We start from the raw sequence: 17,496 nt of genomic DNA, 5'->3' as shown, positions 1-17,496 counted from the left end.
GTAACGCATTGAAAGCCGGTTCAAACCGGCTTATCTCGCCGTCATACCGGAAAAAGGAAAGGCACCCACACCATGCAAACCGTCAGCATCGATATCGTCTCGGACGTCGTTTGTCCCTGGTGCTATCTCGGCAAGGCTCGGCTCGACCAGGCGATTGCCAACGTTCCGGACGTGCTTGTCACGGTCAACTGGCGCCCCTACCAGCTCAATCCAGACCTACCGCCCGAGGGGATCGATCACAAGCGTCATCTTGCCGAGAAGCTCGGCGGCCAGGCGGCCGTCGACCGCGCTCACGACACGCTGCGCGAACTCGGCAATGCCGACGGCATCGCCTTCGATTTCGATGCGGTGAAGATCAGCCCGAACACGCTTGACGCTCATCGGCTTGTCCGCTGGGCCGCAACCAACGGCGAGCAAGCGCAGTCGGCCGTCGTCGGCCTGCTGTTCAAGGCCAATTTCGAAGAAGGCCGAAATGTCGGCGACCACGCCGTGCTTCTCGATATCGCCGAGCAGGCCGGCCTCGACCGCCCCGTCATTGCAGCACTGCTTGGTTCCGATGCCGACAAGGACGCGGTCAAGGAGGAGGTCGGCATGGCCCGCGAAATGGGCGTGACCGGTGTCCCCTGCTTTATCCTCGAAGGACAATATGCGGTGATGGGCGCCCAATCGGTCGACGTCTTGACCAATGCGGTACGTGAAATCGCCGAGATGAAGGCGAGCGGCAAGCCGAACTGATCGCGCGGCGAGCCGAAACAGATCTGCTTCGACAGACCTGACCGTACTGCCACACTGCGCGGCAGTACGGTTTTTTGTTACTTCGCGAGGCCGGCGAGCTGGGTCATCACCATTGCTGCACCCGACAGGCGCTTTTCCGGTGTTGCCAGTTCGCGCTGGAAGAAGATGCTTTGGTCCGGCCGGATCTTCGAAAGCGTGCCCTGCTTGGCGATGTAGCCGACGAGTGCCGCCGGGTTCGGGAATTCCTTGTTGCGGAACTGCACGACGACGCCCTTCGGGCCGGCATCGAGCTTCTCGACATTTGCCGTGCGGCAGAGCGACTTGATGTAGACGATCTTCAACAGGTGCTGGACCTCGATCGGCAGCGGGCCGAAGCGGTCGATCATCTCGGCGCCGAAACCGTCGATCTCCTTGAGGTCCGTCAGTTCGCCGAGGCGGCGATAGAGACCGAGCCTCAGATGCAGGTCCGGCACGTAGTGTTCCGGGATCATGACCGGCGTTCCGACCGAAATCTGCGGCGACCAGCCGGTGTCGTGGATCTCTTCCTCGCCCTTGAGTTCGGCGACGGCTTCCTCGAGCATCTGCTGGTAAAGCTCGAAGCCGACTTCCTTGATATGGCCCGACTGTTCTTCGCCCAGCAGGTTTCCGGCGCCGCGGATATCGAGGTCGTGGCTCGCCAGCTGGAAGCCGGCGCCAAGCGTATCCAGCGATTGCAGCACCTTCAGCCGGCGCTCTGCCATGCCCGTCAGCGTCTTGTTGACCGGCAGCGTGAACAGCGCGAAGGCGCGCACCTTCGAGCGGCCGACGCGGCCGCGAAGCTGGTAGAGCTGGGCAAGACCGAACATGTCGGCGCGGTGTACGATCAGCGTGTTGGCCGTCGGCACGTCGAGACCGGATTCGACGATCGTCGTCGAAAGAAGCACATCGTAACGCCCGTCATAAAAAGCGTTCATGATGTCTTCGAGCTCGGTTGCCGGCATCTGTCCGTGGGCAACCGCCACCTTCAGCTCCGGAACGTCCGACTTCAGGAAATCGTGGATTTCCGACAGATCACTCAAGCGCGGGCAGACATAGAAGCTCTGGCCGCCGCGATAGTGCTCGCGCATCAACGTTTCGCGGATCACCAGCGCGTCGAAGGGCGAGATGAAGGTGCGCACCGCCATGCGGTCGACCGGCGGCGTGGTGATCAGCGACAGTTCGCGGACACCCGTCAGCGCCAGTTGCAGCGTGCGCGGGATCGGCGTTGCCGAAAGCGTCAAGACGTGGACGTCCGACTTCAGTTCCTTCAGCCGCTCCTTGTGCTTGACGCCGAAGTGCTGCTCTTCGTCGATGATCAAGAGGCCGAGATTGGCAAAGTTGACCGACGTGCCGAGGAGCGCGTGGGTGCCGACGACGACATCGGTCTTGCCATCGGCCACTTCCTTCTTCGTCAGCGCCAGTTCCTTGGAGCCGACGAGACGGGATGCCTGTTGGATGCGGATCGGCAGGCCGCGGAAGCGTTCGGAAAATGTCTTGAAATGCTGGCGGGCAAGCAGCGTCGTCGGCACGACGACCGCCACCTGCACGCCGTTCATGGCGGCAATGAAGGCTGCACGAAGCGCCACTTCGGTCTTGCCGAACCCGACGTCGCCGCAAACCAGCCGGTCCATCGGACGGCCGCTGCCGAGGTCTTCGCGCACGGCCTCGATCGAGTTCAGCTGGTCTTCGGTCTCGTCATAGGGGAAGCGGGCGGCAAACTCGTCATAGACGCCGTCCTGCGCGGCCAGTACCGGCGCGCGGCGTGTATGACGTTCGGCAGCGATGCGGATCAGGCCGCCGGCCATATCGAGCAGCCGCTTCTTGAGCTTGGCCTTGCGCGCCTGCCAGGCAACGCCGCCGAGCTTGTCGAGGATCGCATCGGTACCTTCCGAGCCGTAGCGCGACAGAAGCTCGATGTTTTCGACCGGCAGGAACAGCTTGGCATCGTCGGCATAGACGAGCTCGAGGCAATCATGGGGCGCGCCGACCGCCTCGATGGTGCGCAGGCCGACGAAACGGCCGATGCCGTGTTCGGCGTGCACGACATAGCTGCCCTCGTCGAGGCCTGCGACTTCGGCGATGAAGTCGGCACCGCGCTTGCGCCGCTTCGAGCGGCGGACCATGCGGTCGCCCAGAATGTCCTGCTCACCGATGATGACGAGATCACCCGTCTCGAATCCGGCCTCGATACTGAGCACGGCCGCGGCCGCTTCACCCGGCTTCAGCGACTTAACCTCGGCGAGCGCCTTGATCGGCTTGACGTTGCCGAGACCGTGTTCGGCAAGCACCTGGAGCAGGCGGTCGAGCGAGCCTTCGCTCCAGCCTGAGATCACCACCTTGGCGCCCTTCGAGCGCCGCTCGGCGATGTATTTGACCGCCTGATCGAAGACGTTGACGCGTTCGCTTTCGGCTTCGCCCTCGCCCGCCGACTTCGCCCAGCGCATGCCCTGGCGCGCATCGACCGAGATGACCTGGCGGGCCTCGCCCTCGTGCTCGTTGAAGGGCGAGAGGCGAATGGCATCGCGTGAGCTCAGGCCGGCGTTGAAGCCCTGCGCGCTCAGATAAAGCAGTTCCGGCGGAACGGGCTTGTAGGGCGTGCCCTGGGTGGCCTGCGCCTTCCCCGGAGACGCCGAGGCCAGACGGGCGTCATAATAGTCGAGAATGAGCTTCGAGCGCTCGGCCGCGGCCTCGCGCGCCAGATGATCGGTGACGATACGGAAGCCGTCGAGATAGTCGAAGACCGTCTCCAGCCCGTCATAGAACAGCGGCAGCCAATGCTCCATGCCGGCATAACGCCGGCCTTCGGAGACAGCCTGGTAAAGCGCGTCGTCGCGGGTCGTCGCACCGAACAGCGATAGGTAGTGCTTGCGGAAGTGGCTGATCGTTTCGGGCGTCAACGACACCTCGCTCATAGGATTGAGATCGAGGGAGCGGACCTGACCGGTGGTGCGCTGGCTTGCCGGATCGAAGGAGCGGATGGTTTCGAGTGTGTCGCCGAAGAAATCGAGGCGCAGCGGCTCGCCGCTTCCGGGCACGAAGACATCGAGGATGCCACCACGCACCGCGTATTCGCCAACCTCGCGCACGGTCGCAACGCGCTCGAAGCCGTTGCGCTCCAGCCGCAGCGCGATGTCGTCCATGCGCACCTGATTGCCCGGACGAGCCGAGAACGCCAGGCTCTGGATCACGTCCTGCGGCGAGATCTTCTGGAGCGCGGCGTTGACCGTGACCAGCACGATCGCCGCATGCGGCTTCTTCTTGTGCGCAATCAAGGCACTCAGCGCCGCCAGCCGCCGTGCCGAGGTGTCGGCGCTCGGCGAGACGCGGTCATAGGGAAGGCAGTCCCAACCGGGAAGCGTCAGCACCGGAATGTCGGGCGCGACGAATGAGAGGACCTGTTCCAGATCGGCGATCCGCTGGCCGTCCGAAAGAATGTAGGCGACCGGCTGGCCTGCACGGGCCAACTCGGCGAGGATCAGCGCCTCGGCACCGGAAGGGACCGGCCCGATCGTGATCTCTCGCTGTGCTTCGACAATCTTCTTCGGATCAAGGCCAGCCAGCATCATCGGTCTATTTCATCTCTTCGGGAAGCTTGTCGAAATCCGGACGGTAGGCAGCGATGCGCTGAAACATCTGCGTCTGATAGTGAGCCGGCACCGGCTGTTCGCCGATGATCCACTTGACGAGATCGTTGTCTTCCTCGCCCATGATCGTCTCGAGTTCGTCGAGCTGTGCTTCAGAAAGCGTCGAGAGCTCGGCCTCGGCAAACTGCCCGAGGATCAGATCCATCTCGCGAATGCCGCGATGCCAGGCGCGAAACAGGATCCGCCGTCGACGCGGATCGAGATCGGCGCTGGTGCGAGAGATTCCGGTCATGGGAAATTCCTTCCTGCCGCCCGCGATGACGCCCGCACACTCGGACGAACGCGCAAGGCTTTGGGGTACGGTTTGTCGTCAACGGCTCTATAAACTCTGAATAGCCGATTGTCAGCCTTGCCAAAGCCCGAATTATCGTCGCAATTTCATCGCCATGCGCCCCACCCTGCTCGATCCGCTCTTCTCTCCGCTCGACACGCTTCCGGGCATCGGCCCGAAGATCGGCGAACTCTATGCCCGTTTGCTCGGTCGCGAGACGATCGAGGACTGTCGGGTGGTCGACCTCGTTTTTCACGCGCCGCATTCGCTGATCGACCGGCGCCAGCAGCCGGGCATCGCCCACGCGCCGCAAGGAGTGATCGTCACCATCACCGGTCGGGTCGATCGCCACCAGCCGCCGCCGCGCGGCAAGCCCAACCTGCCCTATCGCGTCTTCCTGCATGACGAGACCGGGGAACTGGCGCTCACCTATTTCCGCGTCAAGGGCAACTGGTTGGAAAAATCGCTGCCGGTCGACGAGACGGTCATCGTCAGCGGCAAGGTCGATTGGTTCAACGGCCGCCCGTCCATGGTTCACCCGGATTATGCGGTTCGGGCCAGCGAGGCGGAAAACCTGCCGCTGGTCGAGCCGGTCTACGGGCTAACGGCAGGACTTTCGCCAAGGATATTGCGTAAGTCGATCGAGGCAGCGGTCGCCCGCGTCCCGGAAATGCCGGAATGGATGGACGATGCGCTGCTGACGAAGCAGGGTTTCGGCACCGCGGCCGAGAGTTTTCGCGCGCTGCACGATCCGCGCGACGCGACCGACCTCGATCCGCAGGCACCCGCCCGCCGCCGCCTTGCCTATGACGAGTTTCTCGCCGGGCAATTGTCCCTGGCTCTCGTTCGCCAGCGCCTGCGCAAGGTCGCGGGAGTACCGGTTCACGCGACCGGCGTGCTTTCTCGTCCGGTCATCGACGCCCTTCCCTTTTCGTTGACGAACAGCCAGTCGACGGCAATCGCCGACATCCTGAAGGACATGGCCGGGACGGACCGCATGCTGCGGCTGCTGCAGGGCGATGTCGGCTCCGGCAAGACGATGGTGGCACTGATGGCCATGCTGGCAGCCGTCGAATCCGGCGGGCAGGCGGTGCTGATGGCGCCGACGGAAATCCTCGCACGCCAGCACCATGCGACGCTTGCCAGAATGGCCGCCCCTGCCGGCATCGCCATCGACGTTTTGACCGGCCGCACGAAGGGCAAGGAACGCGACGCCATTGTCGAACGGATCGCCTCCGGTGAGACCCGGATGGTGATTGGCACGCATGCGCTTTTCCAGGATACGGTGAGCTACAAGGAGCTGACGCTGGCCGTCGTCGACGAACAGCATCGCTTCGGCGTTCACCAGCGCCTGCGCCTGACCGCCAAGGGCATCTCGCCGCATATGCTGGTCATGACCGCAACGCCCATCCCGCGCACCCTCGTGCTTGCCGCCTTTGGCGACATGGATGTGTCGAAGCTCACCGAAAAGCCCGCCGGACGAAAGCCGATCCAGACCGTGACGATCCCAACGGAACGCGTGGACGATATCGTCGATCGGCTCGACGCCGCACTACGCGAGGGCAAGAAGGCCTACTGGATCTGCCCGCTCGTGGAAGAGTCCGAAGCCGTCGATGTCATGTCGGCCGAAGAACGATACGAGAGCCTTGCCAAGCGCTTCGGCAACAATGTCGGCCTGGTGCACGGCCGCATGAACGGCGTGGAGAAAGACGCCGTCATGCTCGCCTTCAAGAACGGCGAGATCCGCCTGCTGGTCGCGACCACCGTCGTCGAAGTCGGCGTCGACGTGCCGGACGCGACGATCATGGTGATCGAGCATGCCGAACGCTTCGGCCTTGCCCAGCTTCACCAGCTGCGCGGCCGCGTCGGCCGTGGCGACGAGGCATCCACCTGCATCCTGCTCTACAAGGGTCCGCTCGGCGAAACCGGCCGTGCCCGGCTCTCGATCCTGCGCGACAGCGAAGACGGCTTCCTGATCGCCGAGGAGGACCTGAAGCTGCGCGGCGAAGGCGAGTTGCTCGGCACACGCCAGTCAGGCACGCCCGGCTTCCGCATCGCCAGCCTCGAAGCCCACGGCGATCTGCTCGAAATCGCGCGCAAGGACGCCGCCTACGTGATCGAGCGCGACCCCGACCTCACCTCGGAGCGCGGCGAAGCGCTCCGCACGCTGCTCTATCTCTACCGCCGCGACGAGGCCATCCGCTTCCTGCGCGCCGGCTAAAGCATCCTTTGTGCGTTCATTGGAACGCACGGCGCTCTAGGCGTCAGGCGGTCTCCTGCTGGGTGATTTTCAAGGGGGCGTTGGCGAGCGGCTTCTGGTCGGGGGTCACAAGGCCACCCGAGATCAGAAGCTTCGCCGCGTCCTCCGCGCTCATGTCGAGCGGGATGATCTTGTCGCGCGGGATGAACAGCAGGAAACCCGCCGTCGGGATCGGGGTCGGCGGAAGGAAGACGGCCACCATGTCCATGCCGCGTTCCTTAAATTTCGAGGCGATCTCGCCCTTCACATCCGTTGCGATGAACACCAGCGACCAGATGCCCGGGCTCGGATACTCGATCAGCCCGGCCTTCTTGAAGGAGGAGGACTGCTCCTGCAGCACCGTCTGGAAGATCTGCTTGGTGGACTTGTAGATCGTGCGGACCAACGGGGTGCGATTGACGAGCGACTCGGCGAGATTGACGATTGACCGACCGACGAGGTTTGCGGTCATGAAGCCGACGAAGGTGATCACGAAAATGGCGACGAGCAGGCCGAAGCCGGGAATGGCAACCGGCGAATAGGTATCCGGATTGTAGAAGTTCGGCAGATAGGGCTTAACCCAGCCGTCGGCCCAATCGATGAAGGTGCGCACGAGCCAGACGGTGATCGCAACCGGCGCACAGATGATCAAGCCGGTCAGAAAGTAATTGCGCAGCCGCGTCGCGATATAGCCGCGTTTGGAATGTTCCGTCATGCTTCTTCCGTCTCAACCTCACTCGACGCCGAAGGCCGGATGATAGGCGACCGTGCCGGCCGCCATCGCGCCGGAAAGAGCCAGCGCCATGAAATATTGCGGCGCACAACCGGGGAATACAAGAGCCGATTCGTTGCGGAAGCCGAACTTTTGATAGAGGGCCGGATCGCCGACGACGACGCAGCCCGAGGCGCCTTCCGCCCGCAGCCATTCGAGGCCCTCGAGGATCAGTTGCCTGCCGATGCCCTGGGCCTGAACGTCCGGCTTAACCGAGACCGGACCGAGACCGAACCAGCCGCTTTCCGCCGGGTCGAGCGTTACTGGCGAAAAGGCGATGTGCCCGACGATTTCCTCGTTCATCTCGGCGACCAGCGAGACGGTCAGCGCGCCGGCCTCACGCAGCCGCTCGATGATGAGGGGCTCGCTCTGGTCGCTGTGCGGATGCCCTTCGAAGGCGGCCGCGGTGACGTCGCGGATCGCCTTCTCATCTCCCGGGCGCTCATGCCGGACATAGATCATTCGACGGTCACCGATTTGGCGAGGTTGCGGGGCTGGTCGACGTCGGTGCCCATGAACACCGCCGTATGATAGGCAAGCAGTTGGATCGGCAGCGAGAAGATCATCGGTGCGATGACTTCGTCGACATCAGGCAGCACGATCGTTGCCATGGTCTCGAGCGTGGAAGCGGCAGCGCCCTTCTCGTCGGTGATGAGAATGATCCGACCACCGCGGGCCGCCACTTCCTGCATGTTGGAGACGGTCTTCTCGTAGAAGCGGTCGTGCGGGGCGATGACGATGACCGGCATGTTCTCGTCGATCAGCGCGATCGGCCCATGCTTCAGTTCGCCGGCGGCATAACCTTCCGCATGGATATAGGAGATCTCCTTGAGCTTGAGTGCCCCTTCCATCGCCAGCGGGAAGCTGGTACCGCGGCCGAGGTAGAGCACATCGCGGCACTTCGACAGCTCGCGCGACAGAAGCTCGATCTTCGGCTGAACGGCGTTCAGCACCTGGCCCATGATGCGCGGCATTTCGGCGAGAAAACGAACCAGGACCTGCTCTTCCTCGGCACTCACCGTGCCGCGGGCGCGACCGGCGCCGATCGCGAGCGAAGCCAGCACGGCGAGCTGGCAGGTGAAGGCCTTGGTCGAGGCAACGCCGATTTCGGGGCCGGCAAGGATCGGGAAGACCGCGTCGGATTCACGGGCGATGGTCGATTCGCGCGTGTTGACCACGGCGCCGATCTTCAGGCCGAGCTCCTTGCAGTAGCGTAGCGACGCCAGCGTATCGGCGGTTTCGCCGGATTGCGAGATGAACAGCGCGGCCGCATCAGAAGGCAGCGGGATCTCACGGTAGCGGAACTCGGACGCAACGTCGATTTCCACCGGCAAGCGGGCGTAACGCTCGAACCAGTACTTGCCGACGAGACCGGCGAGATAGGCAGTGCCGCAGGCGGAAATCGCAAGGCTCGGAACCTTGGCGAAATCGATCGTGCCCGGCAGCGCCTTGATGCGGTTGCCGGCAAAGTCGATGTAGTGGCTGAGCGCATGCGCGATCACCTCCGGCTGCTCATAGATCTCCTTCTCCATGAAGTGCCGGTGGTTGCCCTTGTCGATCATGTAGGCGGCAGCTGTCGAGAGCTGCTTCGGCCGGTCGACGACGTTGCCATCGAGATCGAAGATATGCACGCCGTTCGCGCCGATCACCGCCCAGTCGCCATCGATCAGATAGGTTATCTCGTTGGTGAAGGGCGCAAGCGCGATCGCGTCGGAGCCGAGGAACATTTCGCCGCGGCCGTGACCGATCGCAAGCGGCGGGCCGTTGCGCGCCGCCATGATCGTCGAAGGATCGTCCTGGAACAGCACCGCCAGCGCATAGGCACCGGTGACGCGCTTCAGCATCGCGTGCATGGCCTCGCGCCGGCCAAGCCCGTCGCGACGGAACTTGGAGAGCAGATGCGCCACGACCTCGGTGTCGGTGTCCGTCTCGAACTTGGCGCCGCCGGCGATCAGCTCGTCCTTCAGCGCGGCAAAATTCTCAATGATGCCGTTGTGCACGACAGCGACGCCGTCGGTGAAGTGCGGGTGCGCGTTGCGCTCGGTCGGCGCGCCATGGGTTGCCCAGCGGGTGTGGGCAATGCCGATCGTGCCGGCGAGCGGCTCTTCGCGCAGCCTGATCTCCAGATTGACGAGCTTGCCTTCGGCGCGCCGGCGCTCCAGCTTGCCGCCAATGACGGTGGCGACACCGGCGGAATCATAGCCGCGGTACTCCAAGCGCTTCAGCGCATCGACCAGTCGTTCCGATACCGGCTGGTTGCCAACGATGCCTACAATACCGCACATAGTCGTCTCCGAATTCGTCCCCGCGCCGTGATCGGCGCCCCTGTTCAACGAGGGCGAAAGATGCCGCCCGGCGCGCTGCCTTGGTAAAGCATTTGCGGATCGAGGCAATCCGCCCCGATTTCACTTTCGATTTCAATGTTTAACGCCGCCGCATGTTCCCGCGAATCCAACCCGATCCAAGGAGCGTGCGACAATCCGAAGTGCTCGGCGCCCGCACGCGTCAGCGCGCGGGCATCATAGGCCTAGCTGTCAGCCTTCGCCGCCTTCTTGGCCGCCTTCACCGCCTGGTAGCGCTCACGCAGCAGCCGTGCCCGGCCGGGCTTGATCTCCTGGCGCGCGCGGCCGAAGGCGACGGCGTCGGCCGGCACGTCCTCAGTGATCACACTGCCGGAAGCAACCAGCGCGCCGTCACCGATCGTAACCGGCGCAACCAGCGACGAATTCGAGCCGATGAAGGCATTTTCGCCGATCCGCGTCTCGTGCTTGTTCACGCCATCATAGTTGCAGGTGATCGTGCCAGCGCCGATGTTGGTGCCCGCGCCGACGAAGGCATCGCCGATATAGGTCAGGTGATTGACCTTGGCGCCGGCGCCGATCTCCGCCTTCTTGACCTCGCAGAAATTGCCGACCTTGGACTTTTCACCGAGATCGGCACCCGGGCGTAGGCGTGCATAAGGGCCGACCGTCGCACCGGCGCGCACCGTCGCACCCTCGACATGCGAAAAGGCGTGAATGATCGCGTCGCTTTCGACGCGCACGCCCGGGCCGAAGACGACGTTCGGCTCGACCAGGACATCCTGCTCCAGCACGGTATCCCAGGCGAGAAATACGGTTTCCGGCGCGATCATCGATACGCCCGACAGCATCAGCTCGTGACGACGACGCTGCTGCCAAAGGCGCTCGATGAAGGCGAGTTCGGCGCGCGTGTTGCAGCCGGTCAGCTCCTCTTCGGGGGCCTCGACGGCAATCGCCTGCCCGCCGATCTCGCGAACGATCTCGACCAGGTCGGTCAGGTAGTATTCGCCCTTGACGTTTGCGTTGCCGATGCGGCCGAGAAGGTCGAGCGCCTTGCGACCGTCGATCGCCATCAGGCCGCCGTTGCAATAGGTGATGCGGCGCTCTTCTTCCGTTGCGTCCTTGTGCTCGCGAATGGCAAGCAGCGCACCGTCCTTGACGATCAGGCGGCCATAGCCCGACGGGTCTGCCGCCTCGAAGCCGATCACCACCACCTCATTGCCGGCCGCAAGTCCCTCGCGGGCGGCTCGAAGCGGCTCCGGCTTGATCAGCGGTGTATCGCCGAAGACGACGAGAATGTCGTCGTAACCCTTTGCGATGGCATCGCGGGCCGCAAGCACCGCGTGACCGGTGCCGAGCCGTTCCTTCTGCAGATAGGAGGAAACCGAAACGCCACCGATGTCGGCGGCAGCCGAGACCGCGTCGGCGTCTCGGCCGACGACGAGAGCGATATCGGAGATGGAAGCATTTGCGAGCGCCTCGACGACGTGGGCGATCATCGGCCGGCCGGCCACCGGATGCAGCACCTTCGACATGGACGATTTCATCCGCGTGCTTTCACCCGCAGCCAAAACGATGGCCAGGCACGTCCGTTCCATATATCTCTCCTTGGTCTCTTCCAGGCTCACGCCCTCTGCGCAATTCCTTAGATTGGAATCGGCTCAAGTACAAAATCGCCGTTCGATTCGGCGCGGTGCTAGCAGCAACATATTGCGAGAAGCATAATTCTCACAATCACGTCGCATTAACCGGCTTAAAACCGGATGATGGCATAAGAAGGCGCGGAGCCTGTGTCAGCAAAACCGTGCGGGTGCATCGCTCCTTCGGGGGATCAAGCCGCAATGCACAGCCGCACTGACATCGACACACCGGCAAAGCCTACCGGCGCGGTTGTTCTTCTCGCCCGATCTCCGCTTCTGCTGCTGGCCCTTGTACTTGGCGTACTCGCGGTTCTGGTGAGCTTCACGATCCCGCAGCCGATCGGCCCGATGTTCTGGGACCACTATCTCTATCTCGATGCTGCCAACCGCATCCGCGACGGCCAGATCCCGTCAGTCGATTTCTTCACCCCCGTCGGCGCCCTCGGCTACTATCTCTTCACCGGCCTGCAGGGCATCTTTCCGAACGGCCAGCCGCTGCTCCTGGCAAGCTGGTGCCTGCTTCTCGCCACGGGACCGCTGATCGCGCTGGTGGTCGTCGATGTCCAGAAGCGTTCGACGGCACTTGCCTATGCGATCCTGCTGCCGTTCCTGGTGTTTTCGGTGCTGCCGTTCAACACCGGCGACTTCTACCCCTACCCCGGCTCCGACGGTTTCGGCATCTACAACCGCCAGGTCTGCCAGCTTCTCTATGTGCTTGCAGCCGCACTCATCCATGTGCGCGATCGCCGGCTGCTCGTCGCAACGGTCGCCGGCGCCATGGCGGCACTCTTCTTCGTCAAGATCACCGGCGCGGTTGCCGGCACGCTCATGTGCCTCATGGCCTTTGCTGCAGGACGCCTGCCGTTCCGCTCGGCTATTACAGCCGGGCTTGTGGTCATTGCTGTCCTCGCCACCGTCGAAGTCGCCTTCAGCGGCGTCTCCGCCTATCTTTCGGATATCCTGGCGCTGCTTTCCGTCAATGACGGCAGCTTGCTGCCGCGCCTGCTGCAGGCCGCCTCGCTCAATGCCGGCCTTTTGATCCCGGCCGGACTGCTTTGCCTGGTGCTTTTCGGAAGCCACCTTTCGTCCTTCGCCCAGTCGCTACGCCAACTTGCGAGAAGTCCGTCAATGACGGCGATTGGCAGGACGTTCGACAAGCCGTTTCTCTGGCTGGCGGCCTTCGTTGTTGCCGGCATCGTCTTTGAGAGCCAGAACACCGGCAGTCAGGCGTTCATTTTCCTGTTGCCGCTGCTCCTCAAGCTTGCGATCGACGAGGTCGCGACCGCCAAAACAAGATCCACCGCAATCGCCGTCGCCATTCTTGCCTTGGCGGCAGCCTTGCCGCCGGTCACGGCCGTCGCGCAAAAGAGCGCCCGCGCCTGGATCGGGGCCGTCAACAACGTGCCGCTGGAAAGCCGCAACCTCAAAACCATGGGCGCCGTCAATGTGCGGCCCATACTGGCACTGCGCGCCGAGCGCCTGCGCACCCTCTACGCGACCGAGCGCTCCGCTTTCGACGCCTTCGCCAAGGCCGGCGAATTGCCGTCGTTCCTCCTCTATAGCGATTTCGATTTTCAGGCGGCATGGCTGATGAATGTCGACGACGCGGTCGATGCGCTCAGGGCCTACGAAGCTTCAAACCGCGTGCGCTTCGAGACGATCTTCAACGTCGACTTCACCAATCCCTTTCCGTGGCTGATGGACCGCAGCGCGCCTCGGCATGTCGCGATCGGCGCGGATCCGTTCCGCGCCATTCCGCCGCCGGACGAAGATGTTCGCGCCGCCATCGCTGCTGTCGACATCGCGCTGGTACCGACCTGCCCGGTGACCAACGTCAACCGGACGCTGCTGTCGCTCTATCTGCCGAGCCTCGAGACGGGACACAGCCGGATCACGCTGACACGCTGCTACGACGCCTTTGTCCGCAACGGCCTGAAGCCTGCGGCCAACGTCGGCGGCTGACGGACGCCGATGACTAAGCGCCCGGCCGCAAGCGGCTCTCGCTGAGCAGCCCGTTTTCCTCAAGGATGGGATAGGCGACGGAAGCGATATGCGCGTTGACGCGCTTCAGATCCCTGAGCATGTCGAGATGCAGGGAGCTCGTCTGCAGGCTCTGGACCAGTCCGTCGCGTAACCGCTCGATATGGCGCTCGGCGGAGCGTTTTTCCATGTGGCGAACGTTGACCTTCACCTCGATGAGCTGCTTTGCGAGATCGGCGTTGCGGGTGACGAATATGGTCTGCGCGACACGCAGATTGTCGATGGTCAGATTGAAGAGGCTCTTCAGCTCCTGATAGCCCTCCTCCGAGAACTTCAGGCCGTTGCTGACCTTCTTGGCGATCTGCTCGCACAGCCCCTTCTCGATGATGTCGCCCATATGTTCGAGATTGATGGCGTAGTCGATGATGACGATCGAGCGGCGGCCGTCGTCGGCGCTCAGGCCATCGCGGCCCAATCGCGACAGGAAGATCTTCACCTCCTGCTGCAGCTGATCGACCTGTTTTTCGAACTTGCCGATATCGCGGATGTCCGAAAGATCGTTGTTGTTGAAGGCGTTCGCGGCGCGCATCAACATCGCCTCGACCAGGTCGCCGACGCGCAAGACCTCGCGAGTGGCGCCCGAAAGCGCCATGACAGGCGTATTCAGCGTGCCCTCGTCGAGATAGCGCGGGCCGGTTTCCTCCGCTTCTCCATCCGGAATGAACCGGGCCATCAGCTGCGACAGCAATCCGGCGAAGGGCCAGGCAAGAATGGCGACCGCAAGGTTGAAGGCCAGGTGAATGTCGACCGGCAGGTTCTGGCGCGGCAGCGGCAGGCTCTGCAGAAACTCCACGCTCATGCCTGTCAACGGCAGCGCGATTAGGCAGCCAATGGCACGAACGACGAGGTTGCCGATGGTGACGCGGCGCGCCGACGGCGCGGAACCGAGCGTCGCCATGACGGGCGGAACAGCGCCACCAAGGTTGGCGCCAAGCACGAGTGCCACGGTCAGCCCGACGCTGAGGATGCCTGTCGTCGAGAGCGACAGCACCAGCATCACCACAGCGAGGCTCGACGACGACGCAAAGGCAAGTCCCGCGGAAATGAGCAGCGCCACCGGCCAGGCGCTATCGAGCATCGACAGGAACGCCCCGAGGGCCGGACTGTCGCGCATCGGCTCCGTCGCCGCGCCCAAGAGTTGCAGCGACAGAAGCATGAGGCCGATCCCGACGAAGGCAGCACCCAGGCCCTGGCGGGCGTTCGACCGGCTGGCGCGGTGCAAGACCACGCCGATGAGAATGACAAGCGGCGACAGCCACTCGATGCCGGTCGCCACGATCCAGGCGGTCATGGCGGTGCCGAGATTGGCGCCTAGCAGGACGATCTGCGCCATGCGCGAACGGATAAGCCCCTTCTCTACGAAGGATGCCGTCATCAGTGCCGTCGCCGTGGAACTTTGCAGCGCAAGCGTTGCGACAAGTCCGGTCACGAAGGAACGGAGAGAGCCGTCGGTTCCCTGAGCGAGGCCGGCGCGCAACCGCGCCCCGAAGGCACGGGTCACCCCGTCCTTGACCAGGGACAGGCCGAAGAGAAGCAGCGCCACTGCTCCAAACAGGTTTACCATCACGATTGTCGACTGCATGGAATCTTCCCGCGGAAGCTCGAGAGAATCGCTCCGCCCCTGCAACAGAACCACAGAACAGCGGCATGTTCGAGCCAATGCGACAGATATTTTTCGGTTGCCGGCTAATGAATCCGACATCAACTTCAACGTTCGCGCCGGCCCGTAAGGCGCACGCGTTTCGCAAGGTCCTCGCTTGCCGTGATCGTGTCGCGGCGGGCACCGAAAAAACAGGTGCACCACCGGGATCAACGATCCCGTGAGCGCGCGCAATTTGCGGCAAACAACCCTTCATTTCCTGTTTCGTTTGTTTTAAGGAACGATCTCGTTTGGCCGATGGCCACCGCATTGCAACGAGGTTTCTGCCCCCATGCTCGAATTTCTGAGAAGCGCCGCCCAGACCTGGGTCGTCAAAGGCCTGCTAATCGTTCTCGTTCTGTCGTTCATGGTGTGGGGCGGCTCGTCGCTGACGATGACCAACCAGTCGGACGCGGTGGTCGTCGTCGGTGACGTCAAGGTCAAGCCCCCGGAGTTCCGGCTCGCCTACGAGACCATGCTGGCACAAGCCTCCCGCCAGCTCGGCACGCGGCTGACGCCGCAGCAGGCGCGCGCTTTCGGCATCGAACAGCGGGTCTATTCGCAGATCGTCGCCGGCGCCGCTCTCGACCAGCTCGCCAACGACATGAATCTCGGCCTGTCGCAGGATCGGCTCGCAAAGCTCATCGCCGACGATCCGGCATTCCACAGCGTCAACGGCCAGTTCGACCGAATGACGTTCACGAGCGTGCTGCGCAATGCGGGCCTGCGCGAACAGGATTACATCAACAGCCAGAGCCAGACCGCGATCCGCTCGCAGATCGTCGACGCGCTGTCGGATGGCTATGTCGCTCCGAAGGTTCTCACCGACGCGATCGGCGCCTACCGGCACGAGAAGCGCACGATCGATTACCTGCTGCTCTCGAATGCCAACATCGATCCCGTCAAGGTGCCCGGCGACGACGTGCTTTCTCCCTGGTACGACAGCCGCAAGGCGAACTACCGCGCGCCGGAGTATCGCAAGATCACCTACGTGAAGCTCGAGCCGACCGACGTCGCCGATCCGACCGTTGTGACCGACGACGAGATCCGCGCCGAATACGAACGCCGCAAGGAAAGCTTCCGCAGCGCTGCCGCGCGGACCATCGAACAGCTCTCCTTCACCTCGCGTGAAGCCGCAGACGCAGCGTCGGCAAAGCTTGCTGCCGGAACCAGCTTCGACGATCTCGTGAAGGCCGAAGGCAAGTCCTCCGCCGACGTACTTCTCGGCGAATTCACCAAGGATCGCGTTCCCGACGCCAAGATCGGCGAAGCCGCTTTTGCGCTGCAGGCCGACGGCGTGACCCCGGTTGTCGACGGTGCCTTCGGTCCCGTCATCCTGCGCGTGACGAACATTCGCCCGGAAACCGTCCGCAGCCTCGACGAAGTGAAGGAAGAACTGCGCAAGGACATCGCCCTGTCCACGGCGGGCGAGGAAGTCATGCGCCTGCATGACAAGATCGAAGACGAGCGCGCTTCCGGCGCGCCGATCAAGGAAGTCGCCGACCAGCTCAAGCTGAAGTTCGTAACCGTCGATGCGGTGGACGCGACCGGCAAGGACAAGAACGGCGATGACGTCGTCGGCCTGCCGGAACAGGCAGCTCTTCTCCAGGAAGTCTTCAAGGCCGACGTCGGCGCCGAAACCCTGCCGGTGAATGTCGGCCGCGAAGGTTACGTCTGGTTCGACCTCGATGAAGTCATTCCAGCGCGCGATCGCACGATGGACGAAGCCCGCGACGAAATCGGCGCCGACTGGATGGCCGAGCAGCAGCGTGCAGCCCTGGCCAAGAAGGCCGGTGAACTGAAGCAGCGCGTCGAACAGGGCGCAAAGCTCGCCGACGTCGCGACCGAACTCGGCCTCGTCGTCGAAACCAAGGCAGGCCTGACGCGCGCAACCGCGGACGTCGCTCTCAGCCCGGCGGCCGTCGCCGCCGCCTTCTCCGGCGCGAACGGCTTTGTCACCAATGCTCCCGGCATCGGCGGCGAAGGTCAGATCCTTCTGCAGGTCACCTCGGTCGACACCGCCGGCCCGGCAGACGTGCTGCAGGACGACAGCCGCCAGATCGAGGCCCTCGCCCGCGTCAGCGGCGAGGACATCCTGGACCAGATGGTCGCCACGCTGCAGGCCGCCTACGGCGTTTCGATCAACCAGACGCTCGCTGAAACCGCCATTGCGCAACGATAGGCCCAAGGAAACCATG

Annotated in this window: 11 protein-coding genes; 4 read left to right on the top strand and 7 right to left on the bottom strand. The window is 63.5% G+C overall.

The window, feature by feature from the left end:
* Positions 1-72: 72 nt before the first annotated feature.
* Positions 73-735: a DsbA family oxidoreductase gene (locus IB267_RS01380; protein ID WP_192446107.1), complete on the top strand. Its 663-nt coding sequence runs from the start codon at positions 73-75 to the stop codon at positions 733-735.
* Between the two features lie 77 nt (positions 736-812).
* Here IB267_RS01380 and mfd read toward each other — a convergent pair whose 3' ends face one another.
* Positions 813-4,316, bottom strand: a complete 3,504-nt coding sequence (gene mfd / locus IB267_RS01375; RefSeq protein WP_192447147.1) for a transcription-repair coupling factor — start codon at positions 4,314-4,316, stop codon at positions 813-815.
* Between the two features lie 7 nt (positions 4,317-4,323).
* Positions 4,324-4,629, bottom strand: a complete 306-nt coding sequence (locus IB267_RS01370; protein WP_192446106.1) for a succinate dehydrogenase assembly factor 2 — start codon at positions 4,627-4,629, stop codon at positions 4,324-4,326.
* Between the two features lie 154 nt (positions 4,630-4,783).
* Between IB267_RS01370 and recG the strand changes: the two genes are divergently transcribed.
* On the top strand, positions 4,784-6,889 hold the full coding sequence (gene recG / locus IB267_RS01365; protein ID WP_192446105.1) for an ATP-dependent DNA helicase RecG: 2,106 nt from the start codon (positions 4,784-4,786) through the stop codon (positions 6,887-6,889).
* A 43-nt stretch (positions 6,890-6,932) separates the two neighbouring features.
* Here the strand turns inward: recG and IB267_RS01360 are convergent, their stop codons facing one another.
* The 4 genes from IB267_RS01360 to glmU form a co-directional block, all read right to left on the bottom strand.
* On the bottom strand, positions 6,933-7,622 hold the full coding sequence (locus tag IB267_RS01360; RefSeq protein WP_043620334.1) for a DUF502 domain-containing protein: 690 nt from the start codon (positions 7,620-7,622) through the stop codon (positions 6,933-6,935).
* A gap of 18 nt (positions 7,623-7,640) precedes the next feature.
* A complete protein-coding gene (locus IB267_RS01355; RefSeq protein WP_043620505.1) occupies positions 7,641-8,138 on the bottom strand; it encodes a GNAT family N-acetyltransferase in 498 nt (165 codons plus the stop codon).
* Positions 8,138-9,964, bottom strand: coding sequence for a glutamine--fructose-6-phosphate transaminase (isomerizing) (gene glmS, locus IB267_RS01350; RefSeq protein ID WP_192446104.1), 1,827 nt, complete (start codon positions 9,962-9,964; stop codon positions 8,138-8,140). The genes IB267_RS01355 and glmS overlap by 1 nt, the downstream gene beginning before the upstream one ends.
* A gap of 242 nt (positions 9,965-10,206) precedes the next feature.
* A complete protein-coding gene (gene glmU / locus IB267_RS01345; protein WP_192446103.1) occupies positions 10,207-11,577 on the bottom strand; it encodes a bifunctional UDP-N-acetylglucosamine diphosphorylase/glucosamine-1-phosphate N-acetyltransferase GlmU in 1,371 nt (456 codons plus the stop codon).
* Positions 11,578-11,820: 243 nt separating this feature from the next.
* Here glmU and IB267_RS01340 point away from each other — a divergent pair, with 243 nt between their 5' ends.
* The gene (locus IB267_RS01340; protein ID WP_192446102.1) at positions 11,821-13,581 is read left to right on the top strand and encodes a hypothetical protein; all 1,761 of its coding nucleotides are present in this window, start codon (positions 11,821-11,823) and stop codon (positions 13,579-13,581) included.
* A gap of 13 nt (positions 13,582-13,594) precedes the next feature.
* On the opposite strand, the gene IB267_RS01335 is transcribed toward IB267_RS01340, so the two are convergent.
* On the bottom strand, positions 13,595-15,241 hold the full coding sequence (locus IB267_RS01335; RefSeq protein ID WP_192446101.1) for a Na/Pi cotransporter family protein: 1,647 nt from the start codon (positions 15,239-15,241) through the stop codon (positions 13,595-13,597).
* Positions 15,242-15,590: 349 nt separating this feature from the next.
* On the opposite strand from IB267_RS01335, the gene IB267_RS01330 reads away from it, so the two are divergent.
* Positions 15,591-17,480 (top strand): peptidylprolyl isomerase, encoded by a 1,890-nt coding sequence (locus tag IB267_RS01330; protein ID WP_043620320.1) that lies wholly within the window; start codon positions 15,591-15,593, stop codon positions 17,478-17,480.
* The last annotated feature ends 16 nt before the right edge of the window (positions 17,481-17,496 follow it).

This window comes from Ensifer sp. ENS09 (genome assembly GCF_014852425.1).
Taxonomy (GTDB): Bacteria; Pseudomonadota; Alphaproteobacteria; order Rhizobiales; family Rhizobiaceae; genus Ensifer.
The sequence above is the reverse complement of the archived record's forward strand: the minus strand, read 5'-3'. Positions and strand labels throughout refer to the sequence as shown.

Excerpts from the sequence above, each read along its gene's own strand:
- IB267_RS01360 (WP_043620334.1), bottom strand. The coding sequence starts at position 7,622 with ATGACGGAACATTCCAAACGCGGCTATATCGCGACGCGGCTGCGCAAT.
- IB267_RS01340 (WP_192446102.1), top strand. The coding sequence starts at position 11,821 with ATGCACAGCCGCACTGACATCGACACACCGGCAAAGCCTACCGGCGCG.
- glmU (WP_192446103.1), bottom strand. The coding sequence starts at position 11,577 with ATGGAACGGACGTGCCTGGCCATCGTTTTGGCTGCGGGTGAAAGCACG.
- IB267_RS01335 (WP_192446101.1), bottom strand. The coding sequence starts at position 15,241 with ATGCAGTCGACAATCGTGATGGTAAACCTGTTTGGAGCAGTGGCGCTG.
- mfd (WP_192447147.1), bottom strand. The coding sequence starts at position 4,316 with ATGCTGGCTGGCCTTGATCCGAAGAAGATTGTCGAAGCACAGCGAGAG.
- glmS (WP_192446104.1), bottom strand. The coding sequence starts at position 9,964 with ATGTGCGGTATTGTAGGCATCGTTGGCAACCAGCCGGTATCGGAACGA.
- IB267_RS01330 (WP_043620320.1), top strand. The coding sequence starts at position 15,591 with ATGCTCGAATTTCTGAGAAGCGCCGCCCAGACCTGGGTCGTCAAAGGC.
- recG (WP_192446105.1), top strand. The coding sequence starts at position 4,784 with ATGCGCCCCACCCTGCTCGATCCGCTCTTCTCTCCGCTCGACACGCTT.
- IB267_RS01370 (WP_192446106.1), bottom strand. The coding sequence starts at position 4,629 with ATGACCGGAATCTCTCGCACCAGCGCCGATCTCGATCCGCGTCGACGG.
- IB267_RS01380 (WP_192446107.1), top strand. The coding sequence starts at position 73 with ATGCAAACCGTCAGCATCGATATCGTCTCGGACGTCGTTTGTCCCTGG.